This window comes from Streptomyces sp. NPDC002889 (assembly GCF_042888425.1).
GTDB lineage: Bacteria > Actinomycetota > Actinomycetes > Streptomycetales > Streptomycetaceae > Streptomyces.
Genome location: NZ_JBIAPT010000016.1, coordinates 168,089 through 189,724 on the forward strand (window position 1 = coordinate 168,089; position 21,636 = coordinate 189,724).

The window sequence follows — 21,636 nt, forward strand, 5'->3', positions numbered from 1 at the left end:
TGCGGCGAGGACACCTGGAGGACCGCGGCGGCGTGCGAGCCAGTGCGGTGGTTCGGGCCTCCCCGCCCCTTTCCTGACATGAAGGAAGGGCCGGCCGGAGAGCCCATCGCCCCGCCGCGGTCCCCGGGACCCCACGGATCCCGCCCGGCGGCGCGAACGTTCCGGCACGCCGGCCTCGCACCGTCGGGCGGCAGCAACGTCATGGGCCCCGTCAGTCAAAACTCACGTGCGCACGAACGGACTTCACGGTTACGGTGACGGTGCCCAGGTGCGAAGGAGCGGGTTACTTCCACTGTTAATGGGGTGGTTGTGGGTTCGAGTCCCACCGGCGCCGAAAGGCTGCCGTAGCTCAATCGGCAGAGCACCTTACGTACCTGCACCGAACTTGACCTCTGGGCGCACAACTTCACAATCTCGCACCTCCCGGTGCGCAGGCCGGCGGCTACTTCTTTGGGTGAATCGCGCCGCAGGCCGTCCTTGATCTCGGGAGGCACAGCATCGGGGCGCCCGGTGCGCAGGCAGCGGATACTTCTTTCTGTCAAAAAGAGGACCCGGGTTCGAATCCCGGCGGTCCGGCTCCGGCCGGACTGCGGTGCAGCGGCCCAGCATCCATGTCTCCGTCGCCGACCTCGATCTCGGGCGCCCCCATGCTGAGCCTCCCCTCCATTACGAGGGATCCTTCCGTGGCACGCTTCAACACCCGCACCACCCGCCCCGCCGGTGGCTCGCCCGTGACCACGACCGGGCGGACCACGCCGACCTACGAGGGCGCGACCGGGCATCTCCGGGATGCCAAGAGCGAACTCTTCCTTCTCGCCGTGTCCAACCTCGTCGGCGTCGACACCTTCTACGAGAAGGGCGCCGAGCGTGACGACCGCTTCGAGGGTCTCGTCCGCCGGCTCGCGATCGAGGATCCCGAGTGGACCGCCGGCCTGCTGAAGTGGCTGCGCGGCGAGGGGAACATGCGCACCGCGGCGCTCGTCGGCGCGGCCGAGTTCACCGCGGAGCGGCTCACACGTGCGGCGCACGGCCACTCACGGCAGGTCATCGCTTCGGTCCTGCAGCGTGCCGACGAGCCGGGCGAGCTCCTGGGCTACTGGACCTCGCGCTACGGCCGGAACATCCCGAAGCCGGTGAAGCGCGGCATCGCCGACGCCGTACGGCGGCTGTACAGCGAACGCTGCGTCACCCCTGACACGCTCGTGCTCAAGCGGGACCTGACATGGGTTCGAGCTGGTGAGCTCCTCGTTGGTGACGAACTCGTGGGCTTCGACGAAGAGGTGCGCGGGAAAGGCAAGGGGCAGTCGGCCAAGATGCGAGTCTCCGTGGTGACAGCGACACGGAACGCCATGCTGGAGACGGTCAAGGTCGTCACGGATCGCGGCGAGACATCCGTATCGGTTGACCACATGTTCGTTGTGACGAACAACTCCCGGAACCGGGAGTGGCGACGTGCCGGTGATCTGAAGGTAGCGGACAAGCTCGTCTTCTTCGGGGCGCCCTGGGCGGTGGACTACTCGTATGAGGCCGGCTGGCTCGCCGGATACCTTGACGGCGAGGGCTACATCAATCACAAGTCCGTCGGAGTCGGCCAGAACGTGGGCCCGACGCTGGAGCACTCGAAGGTGATCCTCAAGCACCTCGGTTTTCAGTTCTCAATCCAGCAGTACGAGCCCAAGGGGAATCGACACACGAAGGAGGTACTCAAGATCCTTGGCGGTCGATACGAGGCCATGCGGCTACTCGGCACGGTGCAGCCGATACGGCTGTCTCGGGACCGGCTGTGGGTCGATGGGGACCTTGTATCAAAGGGCCCGCATGTCGCGCCCGGATCCAGTTGGGCGAATGTGACAGCGGTGGAACCGCTGGGCATGCGCGAGAACGTCACGATGAGTACGTCTGCGCGGACGTTCATTGCCGACGGCTTCCTCGCGCACAACAGCCTCCTCAAGTACGACACCGACTCCAAGGGCTACCGGTTCGGCGACGTCCTCAACCTCGTGCACGCGTCGCCCGCCCCGGACAGGCCCTGGCAGGGCGACCTCTTCCGCCACGCTCTCGACCGCCGCCACGGCAACGGCGAGGACATCCCCGCACGGCTGGTGATGCTGCGGCAGCGCGCCGCGCTCATGAGTGTGCCGGTCGCGGACCGCCGTGGGCTGCTGCTCGACCGCGGCCTGCCCCAGGACGCCGGCATGACGTGGGAGGCTCTGGCCGGCTGGCTGCAGGGTCCGATGGACGCCGCGGCATGGGAGGCCGTCATTCCGTCGATGGGCCTCATGGCGCTCATCCGGAACCTGCGGAACTTCGACGAGGCCGGTGTCTCCGACGAGGTCGCGGCGCGGGTCGCCTCGAAGATCTCGGACGCGGAGGAGGTGCGCCGCTCGCGGGTGTTCCCGTTCCGGTTCTGGGCGGCGTACAAGCACGCTCCGTCGCTGCGGTGGGCGCACGCGCTGGAGCAGGCGCTCGGGCACGCGCTGGCGAACGTGCCCGCTCTGCCCGGGCGGACGCTGATCCTGGTCGACCGCTCCCCGAGCATGTTCCCGGGCTACGGCTACTCGACCGCGAACCGGTCGGACATCCCGCTCGCCGAGCAGGCCGCGGTGTTCGGTTCGGCCCTGGCGGCGCGCGCGGCCGCGCCCACGCTGGTCGAGTTCGGTATGACCAGCAAGGCGATGGACGTCCCCAAGGGAGGCAGCGTGCTGCGGCTGATCGAGCGGTTCGGGCAGATCAGCGGCACCGACATCCCGTCCGCGGTCAAGCAGCACTATGACCGGCACGACCGGGTCGTCATCGTCACCGACGAGCAGACTCGCCCCGGCTGGCTGCCGTCGAACTGCCACGGGGCTCAGTGGGGCGGCATGCCCGAGACCCGGATCGACGACCTCGTTCCGCAGCATGTGCCGGTGTACATGTGGAACATGGCCGGCTACAAGGCGGGGGCGATGCCGTCGGGCGGCGGGAACCGGCACGCGATGGGCGGGCTGACGGACTCGGCGTTCGCGATGATCCCGCTGCTGGACGCCGGACGGAACGCGGTCTGGCCCTGGGAGCAGGGATAGGAAGCCTCCTCCGGCCATCCTGACATCAGGTCAGGTACCGTGCCCGCCCCGCCGTCAGGGGCGGGCACTCGCGCATATGCCGACGTTCTTCGGTCACGCCTCTATCCCCGGTGCCCGGATCACCTGCATGCTGTGCGCACCCCGGCCCGCTGCGGCGACGCCCGGTTGGCGCGCCGTCCCTCCCGTCCTCCCCACGGGAGGGCCGCCGCCTGCCCGCGGGTTGGGTCGAGGAATGTCAGCCGGTCGCCGGATAGGCGGTGAGACCCACATCGAGGCCGCCGTACTCGTTCACGAGGTACACGTGTGCGCCCTCGAAGGTCCCGCGGTCCTTGCCGGTCGTGCCATCCAGGACGACATAGCCTGCGTTGTCGTCGTTCCAGGCGTAGACGGCTCCGTGCCAGGCGGTGAGTAGCGTGGGAACGTTGCGCGAGGCGTCGTCCTCGGAGAGTGTCCAGAGCATCTTGTGCCTGCGGGTGTCCCATGCGTTCATTACGCTCTCGCCGGCGCACACGACGACCGAGCGCTGGTCGTGGACGCATTCGCCGTCGAGCGCGGCCAAGCTCCCCGCGGTCATTCCGGCCGGAAGCCTGCCCGTGCTCACATCGAGCAGCTGGTAGTCGGCCGGGTGCTCCTTGAATTCCACGTTGACCCGTGCCCTGAACAGGCCGCCTCCCACCCGCTCGACCTTGAGCCCGAACAGTTCGCGGGGATCCTTCCAGCGGACGGCTCCGTCGGCGACGCTACGGCCCACGAGAGCGATGGGTGCGTCGTCCGTAGCGACCCAGCCTTCGGAGTCGACCTCGGCAGTGTCGGGAATCTGCGCTCCGACGACGCCCCCGCTGTCGACCGCCGCGGCCTCGAAGTCCTTCTGCTCCCATGTGACCCGGTGTGTATTCAGGTCGACGCCGTAGGTGATGGCAGTGCTGGTGTCGTCGTGTGGGTCGCTGGAGGTCGTGCGGACGGCGACGACGGCGGTTTCCCCGTCCGCGCCGACGACGGCCTGGGAGGAGATGCCGACGTCCTTCGCGGCCGGCACCGGCAGCTCCGCAGTCCACGACACCTTGCCTGTGTCCGCGTCCACGGCACGCAGATGGACAGACGTCCGGCTGACGCCGGTACCGGTGCCCTGTGTGGTGTTCTGAAAAGCGAAGAGCACGACGGTGTGCCGGCCCTGCTCCACGAAGACCAGCGGGGCCGACTCCTTGTCGGCAGTGCGCTGTGTTGCGCCGGTGTCGAAAGTCTCCGGGTCCGAGACGGACCAGAGCTTCCGTCCGGTCCTGGTGTCGTAGGCGTCAAGAGCGGTGTCCTCGAGCACATAGGCGGTGCGGCCGCGCAAGCCGACGTCCCGTGTCTGCTCCTCCTCCTCGCGCTCCAGCTCGACGTCCCTGCCGAACGTGAGCGGAGGATCGAACGCTTTCGCGCTGGGGCCGGTCGTCGGCGGCGCCGGCTGTCCCTCTTCTCCGGAAGAACTGTTGGTGCACCCCGCAAGCACGGTCATGGTGGCGGACGCGAGCATCAAGTACGTGGTGGGCCGATTCACAGATCGCACAGGAGTCCCCCGGGTGGCAGCGCCTCTTCGGCGTTCAACTGGTGGGAATCTTAATGATGTTGCACAGACATCGCTGGCCCACCAGTCACCCTTGTCCGTCACACCGCCGCCGCGCGGCTGACCGGCGAGCATGCGCGTTCGCTGCCGCATGCGGCCGGACACCCTCAGCCGCGGAAGGCCATGAGCCCGCTGATCGCCGGGAGCGAGGCTCTGTACTGCGCACCCTGCACCCGCCCCCCGGAACGCTCAACGGCCCCGTTTCCGTGCCGCGTTGGCGACGAGGCCATTGCAGACGAGCACCTCGACTCAGCTCACGTGACCACGCCGGAGGGGCGGTTGCCCTCTCGGGTCGACCGGCCCTCCGTCCGCGTTGTGCGTCAGACCGTGAGCGGCTTGATCGCCGTGGGCGCGTGGCCGGGCTCGGTCGCGAGCTCCTCGAACTCCACGACGTTGCTGATGTCCGCCGTCGTGCTCATCGAGATGTTGGTGACCCGCTCCAGGATCGCCTCGACCACCACCGGGACCCGGTACGCGGCGGCGAGCTTCTTCGCCTGCTCGAACGCCGGCAACAGCTGGTCCGGCTCGGTGACCCGGATCGCCTTGCAGCCCAGTCCCTCGACGACCTTGACGTGGTCCACGCCGTAGACGCCGAGCTCCGGGGCATTGATGTTCTCGAACTCCAGGGTGACCTGGTAGTCGATGTCCAGGCCGAGCTGCGCCTGGCGGATCAGGCCCAGGTAGGAGTTGTTCACCAGGACGTGGACGTACGGGATCCGGTGCTGCGCGCCGACGGCCAGTTCCTCGATCATGAACTGGAAGTCGTAATCCCCGGACAGGGCGACCACCGGGGACTCGGGGTCGGCCGTGGCGACACCGAGTGCGGCGGGGATGGTCCAGCCGAGGGGGCCGGCCTGGCCGCAGTTGATCCAGTGGCGCGGCCGGTAGACGTGCAGCATCTGCGCGCCGGCGATCTGGGAGAGGCCGATGGTGGTGACGTACCGGGTCTCGGGGCCGAACGCTCGGTTCATCTCCTCGTAGACGCGCTGCGGCTTGAGCGGCACATGGTCGAAGTGTGTACGGCGCTGCAGCGTCGCCCTGCGCTCGTTGGTGGCGGCGACCCACGTGCTGCGGTCGGGTAGCCTCCCGGCGGCCTTGAGCTCGCGGGCGACCTCGACGAACAGCTCCAGCGCGGCCTTGGCGTCGGAGGCGATGCCGTAGTCGGGGGCGAAGATCCTGCCGATCTGGGTGGGCTCGATGTCGACGTGGACGAACTTCCGCCCCTTGGTGTAGACGTCCAGCTTGTAACCGGTGTGACGGTTGGCCCAGCGGTTGCCGATGCCGAGGACGAAGTCGGACTCGAGGAAGTTCGCGTTGCCGTAGCGGTGCGAGGTCTGCAGTCCGACCATGCCGGCGTACAGCTCGTGGTCGTCCGGGATGGTGCCCCAGCCCATCAGGGTCGGGACGACCGGGGTGCCGGTGAGCTCGGCGAATTCGACCAGCAGTTCGCAGGCGTCGGCGTTGATGACGCCGCCGCCTGCGACGATCAGCGGGCGCTGCGACTCGAGGAGGAAGGAGATCGCCTTCTCGATCTGGGCGCGCGTCGCGGACGGCTTGAAGAGCGGCAGCGGCTGGTACGTGTCCGGGTCGAAGTCGATCTCGGTGAGCTGGACGTCGATCGGCAGGTCGATGAGGACCGGCCCGGGGCGGCCCGAGCGCATCAGATGGAACGCCTGCTGGAACACGCCGGGGACCTGCGCGGCCTCCAGGACCGTCGTCGCGGCCTTGGTGACCGGCCCCGCGATCGAGGCGATGTCGACGGCCTGGAAGTCCTCCTTGTGGATTACGGAGGTCGGGGCCTGGCCGGTGATGCACAGGATCGGAATCGAGTCACCGATCGCCGAGTACAGGCCGGTGATCATGTCGGTGCCGGCCGGGCCCGAGGTGCCGATGCAGACCCCGATGTTGCCGGCGGCGGCCCGGGTGTAGCCCTCGGCCATGTGGGACGCGCCCTCGACATGGCGGGCGAGCGTGTGATCGATGCCGCCACTGGCCTGGAGGGCCTTGTAGAAGGGGTTGATCGCCGCGCCCGGCACACCGAACGCGCGGGTGACGCCTTCACGCTTGAGGATCTCAACAGCCGCGCGGGCGGCGGTCATACGAGGCATGGGGTGCTCCTGCTTCGGCCTGGCGGATCGGGCTCTGTCGCGCCACCTGAGAGCTTCGATTCCAACTGATTCCGGGATACGGAAATTCAATTCTGCTATACGGAAAGAAATGTAGGACGCCGCCGGTACGGCGTCAAGGCAGGGGCGGACCGTCAGGACCGGAGCGGGAGGGGGAACCGGCCGAGTCCCCGAAGTGCCTCGCCAAGTCCCCGCCGTTGATGGACGATGGACCGCAGCCCGGAGAGAGCGGTGGGGAGGGGCCATGATGATCGAGAGCGTGCCGGTGCGCTGCCCTGCGTGCCGCCGGGACCACCTCTACGCGCCGCCCGTCTTCCCGTGCGCGTGCGGCGCCCCGCTCGCACCCCCGCTGCTGCGCGACGCTCCCCCCGAGCCGATCACGCACCGCACCTGGACGGACGACTGGGTGACCGTGCGCTGCCTTGAGTGCGACCGTCAGGACCAGTGGCCCCAGCCCGAGCTCGGCTGCTCCTGCGGGACCGTGCTCCGCATACGGGTCCGGCCGGCCGGCGCGCCCCCCGTCCCGGCCTCCCCGTCCGCGCCACCACCGCCCGGGCCCGCCGAACGCCGGGATCCGGCCGACGGCCCCACCCACATACCGCTGCCCCGCACGGCCGTCGCGGCCCGTCGTCCCTCCTTCCGGCCGGTCACCATCCGCACGGCACGCGACGCGGTCACAGCGGCCGCCTTCTATCTGAAGTGGCTGGGCTTCCGCGATGTGGTCCAGCCGGACGTCAGGCCCGCCTCCGGCATGGATCTGCGCGGACCAGGTCTGGTCGCCCAGGTCGAATCGTCCACCCGCCCCGCCACCCTGCGCGACATCGAGTGCCTGTGGCTGAACGGGCTGAGCGCCTCGGCGGCAAGCGTCTTCTTCTCGCTCGCGGGCTACGCGGACGACGCCCGGACCCGCGCCGACGCCCTCGGTATCCCGCTGTTCGTCCTTGACCTCACCGGCTGCCCCCAGCCGGTGAACGGCCCGGCGGACGACCTGATCTCCGTCGGCGCCTGATGCTCGGGGGCGCGAGCTCGGCGCGTACCGCCGCGAACCGGTCCAAGGCTCAAATAAAGCTCTGAACCTTCCCCTTTGTGCTTCGCACCCGCCCCCGGCCGGGCACAACATCTGCACGGCATGGGCGCGGCTCGGGGGGAGGTGGGCGCAATGCCCCTGGACATGTGGTGGTTCATCGGCGCGGCAGCGGTGTGTCTGGCGGTGGCCGCGGCGGTGCTGCGGCCGGGTACGCCGACACCCTGTGCCGCACCCGGAGCGCAGTCGGTCGCCCTGCTGCGCGGCGGCCGCCGCGCAGCCGTGGTCGTGGCCCTCGTCGCGCTCCAGCAGCGCGGCGTCGTCACCACCGGGCGGCACGGGACGCTACGGACCGACGGCTGGGCACCCGTCGCCGTACGCGACCGCTTGCAGCTCGCCGTGCACACCTCACTGCGCCGACCGCTGGGCGTGCGGATGCTCGTGAGCACGGCGCGCGTGCAGAAGGCGCTCAACTCGCTGCGCGACGAGTGCGCCGCCGCCGGACTGCTGCGCACGAACGCCCGCTGGCGGATGTCCCGCATCCTGCTCTGCGCCGTACCCGTCACGATCACGGCCGGACTGCTCCTCACCCCGGCGACCGCCACCGACCCGCCCCTCAAGCTGGGGATTTCAGCGGTCCCCGTGGTGGTCGCCGCCGCCTTGTGGGCGGTGCCGCGGCAGACCCGCGCGGCCCGCCGGCTACTGGTCGCCCTGCGCGAGGGACACCCCGTGGAGGAGCGGCCGCTGCGGGGCAGGCCCGGCGAGCAGCGCGTCCTGATGTCCGTGGCCCTGTACGGGGACCGGGCGCTGACGCTGCATGTCCCCCACTTCGCGCGGGACGGCGGGCTGCTCGGCGGCGGCAGCCGGAACACCGGCTTCGCCGTGTTCAACAGCGCCTCCGGCAGCGGATCCACCGGCACCGACATCCACGGCTGCGGCGGCGGCTCGGGCAGTTAGGGCGTGCCGCGGCCTTCCCCGCTCCCGGGGCCGTACCGGCTGCGCAGTTCCACCTTTCTGACCTTGCCGCTGACCGTCATCGGGAAAATGTCCAGGATCTCCAGCCCGCGCGGGATCTTGTAGTGGGCAAGCTGCTCGCGGCAGTACGCGGTGATGTCCTCCAGCGTCGGCGGGTCCGACGGGTCGCGCGGGATCACGCAGGCGAGGATCTCCTCGCCGTACCGCTCGTCGGGCACGCCGACCACCTGGACGTCGGCGATCTTGGGGTGGGAGTACAGGAACTCCTCGATCTCGCGCGGGTAGATGTTCTCCCCACCTCTGATGATCATGTCCTTGATCCGGCCGACGATCTGCACACAGCCGTCCTCGCGCATCACCGCCAGATCGCCGGTGTGCATCCAGCGGCCCGCGTCGACCGCCTCCGCGGTCTTCTGCGGCTCCTCCCAGTAGCCGAGCATCACGCTGTAGCCGCGGGTGCACAGCTCGCCCGCCTCGCCGCGGGGCAGCGTCACACCCGTCACCGGGTCCGTCACCTTGACCTCGACGTGCGGAAGCACCCTGCCCACCGTGCCGGTGCGGCGTTCCAGGTCGTCGTCGCGCCGCGTCTGGGTGGAGACCGGCGAGGTCTCGGTCATGCCGTAACAGATGGACACCTCCGCCATGTTCATCTCGGCGACCACTCGCTTCATCACCTCCACCGGGCACGGTGAGCCCGCCATGATGCCGGTGCGCAGCGAACTCAGGTCGTACATGGTGAAGTCGGGGAGGTTCAGCTCGGCGATGAACATCGTCGGTACGCCGTACAGGGAGGTGCAGCGCTCCTGCTGGACGGCGCGCAGCGTCGCCGCCGGGTCGAAGGACGGTGCCGGAATGACCATGCAGGCGCCGTGCGAGGTGGCCGCCAGGTTTCCCATCACCATGCCGAAGCAGTGGTAGAACGGGACCGGGATGCAGACCCGGTCCTGTTCCGAGTAGGCGATCGACTCCCCCACGAAATAGCCGTTGTTGAGGATGTTGTGATGGGAGAGGGTGGCTCCCTTCGGAAAGCCGGTGGTGCCCGAGGTGTACTGGATGTTGACCGCGTCGTCGCAGGAGAGCGATGCCTCGCGGGCCGCCACCTGCTCCTGTGGTCCGGCCGCACCGCGCGCGAGAAGCTCGTCCCAGCTCCGGTCGCCGATGTAGACGCTCTCCCGCAGCGCCGGGCACCTCTCGCGCACCTGCTCCACCATGGCCCGGTAGTCGCTCGTCCTGTGCGCGAGCGAGGCGACGAGAGTTGAGATCCCGGCCTGGTTGAGTACGTACTCGAGCTCATGGGCCCGGTAGGCCGGGTTGATGTTCACCATGATCGCGCCGACGCGGGCGGTCGCGTACTGGACCAGTACCCACTCGGGGCAGTTGACCGCCCAGATGCCGACCCGCTCGCCCTTGGCGACACCGCTCGCGATCAGGGCCCGCGCCAGCTCGTCGACGGCCGCGCCGAACTCGGCGTACGTCCATCGCCGCCCCGAGGGAACGTCCACCAGCGCTTCGCGGTCCGGCCATGCGGCGACCGTCCGGTCGAGGTTGCGCCCGATGGTGTCGCCGAGCAGCTCCGTCGCGCCGGTGCCGTGCGCGTAGGAAAGGGTCGTCATCGCAGGTCCCCCTCGTTGTACTCGGTTGCCGAGCCCCGTGCCGTGAGCTCGCGCAGCTCGATCCGGCGGATCTTGCCGGAGACGGTCTTGGGCAGCTGCGAGAACTCCAGCCTGCGGATGCGCTTGTACGGTGCCAGCACCGCCCGCGAGTGCGCGAAGATCAGCTTCGCCGTGTCGGGGCCCGGCTCCCAGCCCTCGGCGAGCACGATGTACGCCTTCGGCACCGCGAGGCGCACCGGATCCGGCGCGGGCACCACGGCAGCCTCCGCGACCGCCTCGTGCTCCAGCAGCGCGCTCTCCAGCTCGAACGGCGAGATCTTGTAGTCGGATGCCTTGAACACGTCGTCGGAGCGCCCGATGTAGGTGATGTACCCGTCGGCGTCGCGTGCGCCGATGTCGCCGGTGCGGTAGTACCCGCCGGCCATCGCCTCGGCCGTACGCTCCGGATCGCCGTGGTAGCCGGTCATCAGCCCGACCGGGGCTGCGGACAGGTCGAGGGAGATCTCCCCCTCGTCCGCGCCCGGCTGCCCGGTGACGGGGTCGAGGAGCTCGACCCTGTAGCCGGGGCTCGGCCGGCCCATCGAGCCCGCCTTGAGCAGCTGGCCTGGGCTGTTGGAGACCTGTACCGCCGTCTCGGTCTGCCCGAAACCGTCGCGGATCGTCAGACCCCACTCGCGCCGTACGGTCTCGATGACCTCGGGGTTGAGCGGTTCTCCGGCCGCGACGACCTCGCGCGGGCGGGTGGCGAGCATGCTGAGGTCCGCCTGGATCAGCATCCGCCACACGGTCGGTGGCGCACAGAAGCTGGTGACTCCCGCGCGGTCCATCTCCGCCATCAGCCGGGCCGCGTCGAACCGCGTGTAGTTGTGGATGAAGACGCAGGCCTCGGCGTTCCACGGGGCGAAGAGGTTCGACCAGGCGTGCTTGGCCCAGCCGGGCGAGGAGATGTTCAGATGCACATCGCCGGGCTTCAGACCGATCCAGTACATCGTCGCCAGATGGCCCACGGGGTACGAGACATGGGTGTGCTCGACCAGCTTGGGCCGGGCCGTGGTGCCGGAGGTGAAGTAGAGCATCAGCGGGTCCTCGGCGCGGGTCCGCCCGTCGGGCTCGAAGGTGCCGGGGCTCGCGTACACGTCCTCGTACGGCAGCCAGCCCTCGGGCCGCTCGCCGCCGACGACGACGATCCGGGTGTAGTCACCGGGCACCTCGTCGAACTTGGCCACGTCCTCGCCGCGCACGATCACATGGCGCACCCGGCCGCGGTCGACCCGGTCACGGAGGTCGGCCGGACCGAGCAGCGGGGTGGCGGGGATCATGACGGCGCGCAGCTTCATCGCGGCGAGGGCGGTCTCCCACAGCTCGACCTGGTTGCCGAGCATGACCAGGATCCGGTCGCCCGCGCGCACGCCCTGGGCACGCAGCCAGGTGGCGGCCTGATTCGAGCGGGTGGACATCTCGGCGAAGGAGAACCGGGAGCGGGGGCCGTCCTCCTCGACGATCTGCAGCGCCGGACTGTCGTTGCCCTCGGCGATGACGTCGAACCAGTCGAGCGCCCAGTTGAAGTACTCCAGCCGCGGCCAGGCGAAGCCCTCGTACGCCGCCGCGTAGTCCTCCCGGTGCTGCAGCAGGAAGTCCCGCGCGGCCCGGAACCTCTCCGTCGCGCTGCCAGACGTCATATGTCCTCCTCATTGCGGGACCGGCATTCGACATCGTGTAATCGGTGACGCAGGTCTCACTACCCCCGTACGGGGGTGCTTGTGTCACCCCGAGCGGGTAGCGATCGGTACCGGCAGGAGGATCAACGCGTGAGCGGAGCCGACGAAGCGGTGGAGATGCGGGCGGCGCTGCTGCGGCTGCGGCGGACCACCGGTCTGCCCGTGGCGTTCGGCGGGCTGCTGCAGGACGGCCGGCCCCTGCGCATCGCCGAGCTCCACGGGGCGGGAACGGGCGCGCTGCGTGGCCTCGCCATCTGCCCGGGCAACGGGCTGGGCGGCAAGTCGATCGCGCTGGCCCGGCCGTGCGCGGTGACCGACTATCCGTCGGCGCGGCACATCAGCCACGAATACGACGCCGCCGTCGCGACAGAGGGCCTGCGCTCGGTGGTTGCCGTGCCTGTCGTCGTACGGCACAGGGTGCGGGGTGTGCTGTACGGGGCGCTGCGTACCCCGGTCCCGCTGGGCGAGCGCACCCTGGACGCCGCCGTGGCCGTCGCACGGGACCTGGAGCAGTCCCTGGTGGTACGGGACGAGGTACAACGGCTGCTGGCCGCGGCCCGCGAGCCGGTCGCCGGTGGTACGGGAGTCCTGGAGGACGTCCGTGAGGTGCACGGCGAGCTGCGCGCGCTGGCGCCGCGGATCGCCGACAGGGCGCTGCGCGCCGAGTTGCTGGCCCTGTGCGAACGGCTGGCGGCGGCGGGTTCTCCCGGCGGTACGCGCGACCGCGATCCGGTCGCGGCACTGGCGCCGCGGGAGCTGGACGTGCTGGCCACTGTCGCCGGCGGGGCGACGAACGCGACGGCGGCGGAGCGGCTGGGTCTGAAGCCCGAGACGGTCAAGGCCTATCTGAGCTCGGCCATGCGCAAGTTGGGCGCGCACACGCGTACGGGGGCGGTGGCGGCGGCGCGGCGGGCGGGGCTGCTGCCCTGAGCCGCGCGCCCGGTGCAGGGCTACCGCGTTCGCTGGGCTGCCCCGCCCGACTGCGTACGCGCACGGCCTGCCGGACCGCCGGACCAGCCGTGGCACCCGTCGGGATGCGCCGGCGGTGAGCTGCCCGGTCTACCGAGCCGGCAGCCCCGCGCGCCGAGCCCTCGAGCGCTATGCGGCGAACTCCGCGAACCGCACCTCGCGGGTGGTGGCCGAGGTCATGGTGGCGAGCATGGCCTCCCCTTCCTCGGCCACGGCCGAGCGCTGCGCACCCGTGAGCCGCAGGAACGGCTGGATGGTGAGCACCGCGCGGTCCTTGGTCTCCTCCAGCAGCCAGAGCCCGCCGAGGAAGCCGTCGAAGAGGAAAACGCGGTAGGCCTGGTTTCCCTTCCATGTACGGGACTTGACGTCCGGCGCCGCCACCCGGCTGCGGTCGGCGTGCGAGAGCAGCAGATTGTCGAACTCGGGGAGGAAGCGGGGCGGGGCCGGGGTGTCGGCGTCGGGCCGGGGCGCCTCGGGGAGGTCGAACAGCTCGACGCCCTTCTCGTTCCGGAAGGTGACGAGCTCGGGGCGCAGTCTCTCGAAGGCGTCCCGCAGCCGGGTCAGCCCGGACCAGGTCTGCATGTCCTGCACCGAGGCCGGCCCGAACGCGGCAAGATAGCGCCGTACCATCGCATCCGGCTCCGGGGCGGGCGCCTGCGGACGGCTGAACCACCGCTCGGCGGTGGTCAGCGTGACCTGGCCGCTCCTGCCCCACAGCCCGCGCGGAGTGACCTGAACGAGCGGCAGCATGCAGCGCGCGGCGACGGTGAGCGCGAGCGGGTCGGTGCCGGGCCACTCCTTGAGCAGGGCCTCCCGGAGCTCCTTGACCGGGCGGGGGCGTTCCTCGACGAGCTCCCGGCTGTACGCGGCGAGCCGGTCGAGATCGACGCTGTCCAGGCGACCGCGGAACAGCCTCAGCTCCCGGTCGGGACCGCCCGCCTGGGCAAAGGGCCGCAGGGCGAGACAGTCCTCGGCGGTGTGTGTGTGGATGGTGGAACGCAGGGTGACGATCCGGGCGACATCGCGGGACTCCATCAGCGCGGAGAGCTCCTGGGGGTCGAATGCGTCGAGCCGCGCGGCGAGCGCGTAGTACGGCGGCTTGACGTTCTGTGCCTGGAGGCCGACCAGATGCTCGACGGCGCCGGCCACGGACATCTCGGACCGGGGAGCGCGGCGCAGCAGGAGCTGACGCGCCAGCGTGGCGCGGTTGAGTGCACGGTTGCTCAGGACGGGGTGGGTCGTCTTCGTCGCCATGCTGCGTACGCTACTCAGCCTTGCGGACAGGCTCTGTCCTGAAGGTACCCGGTAAGTTCGGGCCCAGGACCCGGATATCCTGCCTGCGACGTTCCGCAAGCAGCAGTTTTCCGAGGTGGGAGGCGAGGTCCGCGATGCCACGGCCCCCGAAGCGGCACCACTGGCGCCAGCGCCCCGCACCACGCGCACCTCAGCTGCCCACACCTCCGGCCGCTCAGGAGCCGGGATCCGGGGCGGTGCACAAGGAGCAGGGCAGCGTCGTCGAGGCGGCGCTGTACCGCGACGGCCGCCGTGTCGCGACCCCCGACTCGCTGGCGGAGACCTACCGCCAGCTGCGCGAGTACCCGGACGGTATGGCCTGGATCGGGGTGCACCGCCCGACGGAGTCCGAACTGCACTCCCTCGCCGCCGAGTTCGACCTTCACGAGCTGGCCATCGAGGATGCCCTGGAGGCGCACCAGCGCCCGAAGCTGGAACGCTACGGCGACACCCTGTTCGTGGTGCTGCGCGCGGCCCGCTACCTCGACGCGCAGGAGGAGGTCGACTTCGGCGAACTGCATGTGTTCGTCGGCAGGGACTTCGTCATCACGGTCCGCCACGGGGCGGCCCCCGACCTGTCGGCCGTCCGCCGGCGCATGGAGGAGACCCCCGAACTCCTCGCGCTCGGCCCCGAGGCGGTGCTCTACGCGATCCTCGACGCCGTCGTCGACGGCTACGCCCCGGTCGTCGCGGGCGTCCAGAACGACATCGACGAAATCGAGACCCAGGTCTTCGGCGGCGACCCGGCGGTCTCGCGCCGCATCTACGAACTGGCCCGCGAAATGGTGGAGTTCCAGCGCTCCACCCGCCCTCTGGTCGCGATGCTCCACGGCCTGATGGCGGGCTTCGCCAAGTACGGCACGGACGAGGAACTCCAGCGCTACCTGCGTGACGTGGCGGACCACGTGACGCACACGAGCGAACGGGTGGACGGCTTCCGCCAGGCACTGGCGGACATCCTGACGGTCAACGCGACGCTGGTGACGCAGCAGCAGAACGAAGAGATGCGGGCGATGGCGGAGGCGGGCTTCGAGCAGAACGAGGAGATCAAGAAGATCTCCTCGTGGGCGGCGATTCTCTTTGCTCCCACACTCGTTGGAACCATTTACGGCATGAACTTCGAAGACATGCCCGAACTCAAGTGGGCGGGCGGGTACCCCTTCGCAATCCTGCTGATGGCGGTCGTCTGCTTCAGCCTCTACCTCATCTTCAAGAAGCGCGACTGGTTGTAGACAGCAACCTGATCCACTTGATCAACTTAGCTCTGGCGAAGGCCCTCCAGCACCCTCTCCCGACTCCTGGGGAGAATGCGCAGCGCGGCGCGACAAGGCCCCGCCCACACCCGGCACCGCCCATGTCGGCGAACACGGTCACCTTCACGAGCGCGCGGCTGCGCTGCGTAACGGAAACAGACGACACAGCATGTGCTGGATTGTTAGTGCTCCCCGCCACTGCCTACCTCGGCGAGCTGGGGGGACACATGGACAGCCGGTTCCGTTGGTGCCGCTCGTGGTGATCGCGGCGATTGTCTTGATCTCCGCCAGGGCGGCCAGGCCGTGCACGACCGTGCTCGCGGAACCGACATCGGGTTAGGTCCCCGACCCTTCGCAACTGGTCCTGGACCACCTGCTCTACGCCCTTCTCGTGAATTTCAGAGCATGATGAGCAGACGCGTCTTAGGCTTGAGCTTTCTGTTCACCGAACGACTCTGCACGTATACCTCCAACTTGGGATTACGCCCCGCCTTCACGGAGACGGTCCCCTGGATACCCGTGCCGAACAGAAGACTGCGTGCCGCGTCGCCCGTGTATGCACGGTCAGTGTCCTTCTCGACCACGATGACTTCCTTGTCGGGCTGAACCTGAACCCGGGTGCCCAGCTGGTAGTAGCACGACCCGCGTTCGTACGTCACGCCCGGATGCGAATCGACGAAGGATCGAATCTCGACCTCCGTGTCGACCTTCAGGAGCCGATATTTGTCGGCCGGGACCGGTTCGAGGTTCGCCCGCACGTCGTCGACCGATATGTCCTGGCCGACCGCGAACAGGTTCTTCGTGCCGCGCACGCCCTGCTCGCGACCACGGAGGAAGCTGGTGGCGGCAGCGCGCACGGTACCGATCGCCTCCTCGACACCCTCCTGGGAATCCGCATCCCAGATGGCGATGTTTCCGGCCGGGAAGCCGTAGTTCTGGGCGGTTCGCTTCGCCAGGGAGTTCGGAACGAGGATCGCGGAAGTCCAGTGGCCCGGAAGCGCGCCCATCTTCGCCGCGATCTTGTCGAGCCAGGGGCCGAGGATGGCCATGTCGCCGTCGTGCCGTCTGTCGCCGCCGGAGGCGTTCTCCTCGCCATCCGTCACCACGATCTGGAGGAAACTGTGCTCGCCGTACGCCTCCCAGATGTGGCCCAGGTCGTCCAGTGACTTCAGAGAGGCTTCGATGAGGGCGGTAGCGCCATTGTTGACCTTGTACAGCCCCCGCATGGACGGCAGATGCTTCACGTCCATGTCCCAGACCAGGTTCTCCACCTTATGGTCGAAGGAATAGAGGCTGATCCGGGTCTCATGACCGAGGCTGTCCGACTCGGCCTTCAAGCCTGCCACGAACTCGTCCACGACACGGATGAGTTGACTCTGGTGCTGATGCATGGAACCCGAACAGTCCACTACCAGCGCGACGTGATTCACCTTGTGCTGGATCTTGTTGGCGGACACGTTTCTGCTCCTTCTCCGAGGCTCCCCGAGTGATGTCTCCACACTATGGGGAGGCACTGACAACGGAGCTTGACGGACGATCACCCTCCTGCCCCCCGCGGCAGACCCGGGGGAGGCAGCGGTGAGAGCCAGACGCCCGTGTCCCGAGCACACGGCCTGCACAGGGTGTAGTGCGCGGGCGGGTGGTGGCTTGGCCGCCCAACGCCGCGAGCGCGCCCGCCTGTCCGGGCACGGCGCGAGACCTGTGACGGTGTCCGGACCGAACCCGGCTTGATCATCCCGCTTGGGCCGGAGGCACAACCGAGAGGAACAGCACCCGTGAGTAAATGGCAGCTGGCCGAGACATTCCGCAGCACGTCGGGCGACGTCCGCTGGGAGAGTCTCGGACAACCCGGCCAGGACCCGGTCGTGCTCCTCCACGGCACACCCTTCTCCTCGTATGTCTGGCGCGCTGTCGCCCGATCACTCGCCCGCCATCACCAGGTATTCGTGTGGGACATGCCCGGTTACGGGACATCGGAGAAGTCCGCCGGCCAGGATGTCTCCCTGGCTGCTCAGGGCAGGGTCTTCACCGAGCTACTGGCACACTGGGGCCTGGAGGAACCCCTGGTGGTCGCCCACGACTTCGGCGGTGCCGTCTCCTTGCGGGCGCATCTGCTGCACGGCGCCCGCTACCGCGCGCTCGCTCTGGTCGACCCGGTTGCTCTGGCGCCGTGGGGGTCCCCGTTCTTCCGGCTTGTCGGCGAGCACTCAGAGGTCTTCGAGCAACTGCCGCCCACACTGCACCACGCACTGGTACGCGAGTACATGAGTTCGGCCAGCAGCCCCGGCCTGCACCCGGCAGTCCTCGACCGGCTCGTCCAGCCCTGGCTCGGCGACCCCGGCCAGGCGGCCTTCTACCGGCAGATCGCCCAGGCCGACCAGCTCTGCACCGACGAGGTGCAGGACCGGTACGGCGAGATCAGCATCCCGACACTGGTGTGCTGGGGCCAGGACGACACCTGGATTCCCGTGGCAAAGGGACGCGAGCTCGCTGCCCGCATCCCGGGCGCGCGACTTGAGCCAATCGCCGGTGCTGGCCATCTCGTCCAAGAAGACGCACCCGCCGAACTCACAGCCGCTCTCATCGCCTTCCTCCAGCACCCGCGCCAACGCCCAACAACCCGGTGAACCCATCAGGGCGATGTATGCGATGCATCCGAACACGATGAGCAGGGTTTCGGCTTTCGGCCACCCTGCGGCTCATGCGTGTCAGCGCCTGACCGTAGGGTGGTCGGTGGGGACAGGAATCGTTGAACAGGGGGAAGTGTGCCGGTGGGGGGCGCGAACGCAGCACTGGTGGGCAGATCCGCCGAACTCGCACAGCTGGACACCGTGCTCGCCGGACTGGGGCAGCCGGGAGTGCCCGCGGTCGTCGACATCGCCGGTGAGCCCGGCATCGGCAAGAGCCGGTTGCTCGGCGAAGCGTGCGCCCGGGCTCAGCAGGCCGGTTTCACGGTGTTGCGCGGCCGGGCGACGGAGTACGAACAGCACGTTCCCTTCCAGGCGTTCACCGACGCGCTCGCCGATGCTGCTCCCGGCCCACCGGCCGCCGATCCAGCCCTCGCCGAAGCGGCATCGGTGCTGTACGACATCCGGCACCTGCCGGGCGACGCGTCCCACGGAGGCGCCGCTGCCCGCTTCGGGACGCATCGTGCGATCGCCGCGTTCTTCGCGCGCCTGGGCGAGCGCGGCCTGGTGCTGGCCATCGACGACCTGCACTGGGCGGATCCCGCGTCACGCGAACTCGTGGACCACCTGATCCGGCACCCGGCGCACAGCCGGGTCCTCCTGGTCGTGGCGCGGCGTTCCCGGCAGACACCGACGTCCTTGATCGCGGCGCTGGCGCGCGGTGCCGACAGCGGTGCCGTGCTGCACGTCGCCCTGAAGCCGCTTCCCGAGCAGGAGTCCATCCGGACGCTGGCATGTGACGTTCCCGAGGACCACGCCAAGCAGCTGTACGCCGCCAGCGAGGGCAACCCTCTGTACCTGCTGTCGCTGTTGCACGCGTACCGCAACGGGGCGCCGCTGCGGAGCATCACCGCCCATGCCGACGCCACAGACGCGGTCGGCGTGCCCAGCGGGCTCGCGGCGCTGCTGCTCGACGAACTGACCACGCTGACCGAGCCGCAGAACTGCATCGTCGAAGCGGTGGCGGCGCTCGGCGACCATGCCACGTCCGCCATGCTGGCCGTGGCGACCGGGCTCCCGGTCCGATACGTGGAGGACCAGACCGGCGCTCTGGCGGTGCGCGATGTGCTGCGCGCCGGGCCGGGCGGCCGGTGGGCCTTGCGCCACCCGCTGGTGCGGGCACTGGTCTACGAGAACATCGCCCCGCACCGCCGTGCCGAGGTCCATCGCCGCACCGCGCAGGAACTGGCCCGCAACGGTGCTCCCGCCACCGAGCGGGCTCACCATGTCGAACGGTCGCTGACCGACTGGGATCCCAAGGCCGCGGCCGTACTGAGCGAAGCCGCTGCGCAGTTCGCGTCGACCGCGCCGGCCACCGCCGCCCACCTGCTGGACGTCGTCCTCAGACGCATGCCGGACACACCCGCCCACACCCGTCGGCGCGGCGAACTCGTCCTGGCGCGTGCCCGTGCGCTCGGCGTCAGCGGGAACCTCAGGGAGAGCCGGGACCTGCTGCACACCCTGATCGAGGCATCGGGCAAGGACCATCCCGAACTGCGTACGGAGGCCATCGCCCAGTGCGCCGTCATGGAACGGCACCTCGGCCATTCCCCGGAGGCCACCGCCCTGCTGCGCCGGGAGCTGTCCCGCCATCCGGGCCCGTCCCCCGGCCAAGCGGTCTCGCTGAGGCTCGCCCTCGGCATGTCCGCCCTGCTGACCGCGTCCTATCCCGAGGTACGCGCGGACGTGGCACAAGCCGTCGCCGTCGCACGCTCCGACGACGACCCCACGGGTGAAGCGGCGGCCCTGGCCCTGGCGGCCCTGGGAGAGGCCTACGAGGGCGAGACGGAAGCGGCCGCCCGGTTCGCGGACGCCGCCTGCCGACTCGCGGACGCGCTGACGGACCCCGGCCTCACGGATCTGTGCGAGTCGCTGGTCTGGCTGGCCTGGGCCGAAACCCTGCTGGAGCGCTACACCGACGCCGAACGGCACATCACCCGGGGCCTCGACATCGCCCGCCGCAGTGGACAGCTCCATGTCCTGCCGCACCTGCTGACGAGCAGGGCCTTCGTCCACCTCACCACCTGCCGCCTGCCGTCCGCGCTGGAGGCGGCCGAGGAAGCGGAGTCCATCGCGCGGGCCGCGGGCAGCCGTGACCTCCTGGCGTTCACTCTCGCCATCAAGACGCTGGTGCTGCTGCTGGCCCGTCCGCTGGGGGACGACAGCGCCCTGACCACCGGTGAAGAGGCCGTCGCAGCAACCAGCGGGAGCAAGGGCTGGTGGTCCGCCCTGGCCTGGTGCATGCTCGGGCACGCGACGTACGTGAGCGGCGACCCGCACCGCGCCCAGGAGGCCATCATGACGGCCGGCGGGGGCCCCGGACTTCCCCTGTTGCAACCGTCGGTCCGGCCGGGCCAGCTGGACACCCTCGCCAACGCGGCCCTCGCCGCCGGTGACATCGAACAGGCCGGACGCTGGGCTGCACAGGCGGCGCGCGAGGCCAACCGGCTCGGCCTCCGCGGTCAGCGCGCAGCCGCGCTGCGAGCCGACGCCGCGCTGGCCGAGCACCGCGGCGACACCGGCAAGGCCGTACGCCTCCTCGACGCGGCCACACAGGAATACGCCCGCTGCGGCCAGCCCCTGTGGGAGGCATACTCCCTGCTGCGTGCGGCGCCCTTGGTGCAGCGCGCCGGTCAGGGCCCGCGCGCCGCCGCGATGTGGCACCGCGCCCACCGGATCGCCGTCGGCGGCGGCGCACGCCTGCTCGTGGACCTGGCCGAGTTGATCCGCCCTCAGGTGATGGCGGAGACGCCGGCAGTTCCGGCGGAGCTGGCAGAACTGACGCCGCGTGAGCTCGAGGTGGCGGGACTGGTGGCGGAAGGCCTGAGCAACCAGGACATCGCCGCCCGGCTCCACCTCAGTCGGCGCACAGTCGAAACGCACCTGTCTGCGATCTACCGCAAGGCCTCCGTACCGTCCCGCTCGGCGCTGGCGGGCCTCATGACCCGCATAGGGCTGGGAGCCGGATCGTGAGTGATCACACGAGGTCGTGGTCCCGCGCCCGACGGGTCGGCTGAGCGCCTCCCACGAGCGGGGGCCGGCCCGGTTGTCGGCCGCGTACCAGCTGCAGACACAGGCGGAGAAGGGCCCGGACGTCACCGATGTGGACAGGCTTCCGGATCGTTACCGGGCAGAGGTCCTGGACCGGCGTCGGAGTTCGCCGACGATCACAGCCGATGGCCGTCAGCGGGGACAGGGACGGGTGCTGCCTGCTGGTGACCGCCCCTGTCGGCGGGTGGTCCGAGCCCCCGGCGACGTGCCGTGTGAGTACGGTCCGAGACACGCTGCGCCCCCGGCTTCGGTCGTCCCG

General features: G+C 69.8%; 13 protein-coding genes. 7 read left to right on the forward strand and 6 right to left on the reverse strand.

Going from position 1 to position 21,636, the window contains the following annotated elements:
• Nucleotides 1-683: 683 nt before the first annotated feature.
• Nucleotides 684-3,062 (forward strand): TROVE domain-containing protein, encoded by a 2,379-nt coding sequence (locus tag ACFYWI_RS24500; protein ID WP_389236339.1) that lies wholly within the window; start codon nucleotides 684-686, stop codon nucleotides 3,060-3,062.
• Nucleotides 3,063-3,297: 235 nt separating this feature from the next.
• Here ACFYWI_RS24500 and ACFYWI_RS24505 read toward each other — a convergent pair whose 3' ends face one another.
• Complete coding sequence (locus ACFYWI_RS24505) at nucleotides 3,298-4,560, reverse strand: hypothetical protein (RefSeq protein WP_389236341.1); 1,263 nt, start codon at nucleotides 4,558-4,560, stop codon at nucleotides 3,298-3,300.
• 428 nt (nucleotides 4,561-4,988) lie between these two features.
• The gene (gene gcl / locus ACFYWI_RS24510; protein ID WP_389236344.1) at nucleotides 4,989-6,776 is read right to left on the reverse strand and encodes a glyoxylate carboligase; all 1,788 of its coding nucleotides are present in this window, start codon (nucleotides 6,774-6,776) and stop codon (nucleotides 4,989-4,991) included.
• Between the two features lie 268 nt (nucleotides 6,777-7,044).
• Between gcl and ACFYWI_RS24515 the strand changes: the two genes are divergently transcribed.
• Nucleotides 7,045-7,803 (forward strand): hypothetical protein, encoded by a 759-nt coding sequence (locus ACFYWI_RS24515; RefSeq protein ID WP_389236406.1) that lies wholly within the window; start codon nucleotides 7,045-7,047, stop codon nucleotides 7,801-7,803.
• 150 nt (nucleotides 7,804-7,953) lie between these two features.
• Nucleotides 7,954-8,775 (forward strand): TIGR04222 domain-containing membrane protein, encoded by an 822-nt coding sequence (locus ACFYWI_RS24520; protein ID WP_389236346.1) that lies wholly within the window; start codon nucleotides 7,954-7,956, stop codon nucleotides 8,773-8,775.
• Here ACFYWI_RS24520 and ACFYWI_RS24525 read toward each other — a convergent pair.
• Together ACFYWI_RS24525 and ACFYWI_RS24530 are read right to left on the reverse strand one after the other, a co-directional pair.
• Nucleotides 8,772-10,406: an AMP-binding protein gene (locus ACFYWI_RS24525; RefSeq protein ID WP_389236348.1), complete on the reverse strand. Its 1,635-nt coding sequence runs from the start codon at nucleotides 10,404-10,406 to the stop codon at nucleotides 8,772-8,774. The genes ACFYWI_RS24520 and ACFYWI_RS24525 overlap by 4 nt on opposite strands.
• Complete coding sequence (locus ACFYWI_RS24530) at nucleotides 10,403-12,085, reverse strand: AMP-binding protein (RefSeq protein ID WP_389236350.1); 1,683 nt, start codon at nucleotides 12,083-12,085, stop codon at nucleotides 10,403-10,405. The genes ACFYWI_RS24525 and ACFYWI_RS24530 overlap by 4 nt, the downstream gene beginning before the upstream one ends.
• A 156-nt stretch (nucleotides 12,086-12,241) precedes the next feature.
• On the opposite strand from ACFYWI_RS24530, the gene ACFYWI_RS24535 reads away from it, so the two are divergent.
• Nucleotides 12,242-13,054, forward strand: coding sequence for a LuxR C-terminal-related transcriptional regulator (locus tag ACFYWI_RS24535; RefSeq protein ID WP_389236408.1), 813 nt, complete (start codon nucleotides 12,242-12,244; stop codon nucleotides 13,052-13,054).
• Between the two features lie 168 nt (nucleotides 13,055-13,222).
• On the opposite strand, the gene ACFYWI_RS24540 is transcribed toward ACFYWI_RS24535, so the two are convergent.
• A complete protein-coding gene (locus ACFYWI_RS24540) occupies nucleotides 13,223-14,347 on the reverse strand; it encodes a winged helix DNA-binding domain-containing protein (protein WP_389236352.1) in 1,125 nt (374 codons plus the stop codon).
• Between the two features lie 134 nt (nucleotides 14,348-14,481).
• Here ACFYWI_RS24540 and ACFYWI_RS24545 point away from each other — a divergent pair, with 134 nt between their 5' ends.
• A complete protein-coding gene (locus ACFYWI_RS24545) occupies nucleotides 14,482-15,618 on the forward strand; it encodes a magnesium and cobalt transport protein CorA (RefSeq protein WP_389236354.1) in 1,137 nt (378 codons plus the stop codon).
• Nucleotides 15,619-16,037: 419 nt separating this feature from the next.
• On the opposite strand, the gene ACFYWI_RS24550 is transcribed toward ACFYWI_RS24545, so the two are convergent.
• Nucleotides 16,038-17,096: a vWA domain-containing protein gene (locus ACFYWI_RS24550; protein WP_362681348.1), complete on the reverse strand. Its 1,059-nt coding sequence runs from the start codon at nucleotides 17,094-17,096 to the stop codon at nucleotides 16,038-16,040.
• A 318-nt stretch (nucleotides 17,097-17,414) separates the two neighbouring features.
• Here ACFYWI_RS24550 and ACFYWI_RS24555 point away from each other — a divergent pair, with 318 nt between their 5' ends.
• Nucleotides 17,415-18,266 (forward strand): alpha/beta fold hydrolase, encoded by an 852-nt coding sequence (locus ACFYWI_RS24555; protein WP_389236357.1) that lies wholly within the window; start codon nucleotides 17,415-17,417, stop codon nucleotides 18,264-18,266.
• Between the two features lie 144 nt (nucleotides 18,267-18,410).
• Nucleotides 18,411-21,299 (forward strand): helix-turn-helix transcriptional regulator, encoded by a 2,889-nt coding sequence (locus ACFYWI_RS24560; protein WP_389236359.1) that lies wholly within the window; start codon nucleotides 18,411-18,413, stop codon nucleotides 21,297-21,299.
• The last annotated feature ends 337 nt before the right edge of the window (nucleotides 21,300-21,636 follow it).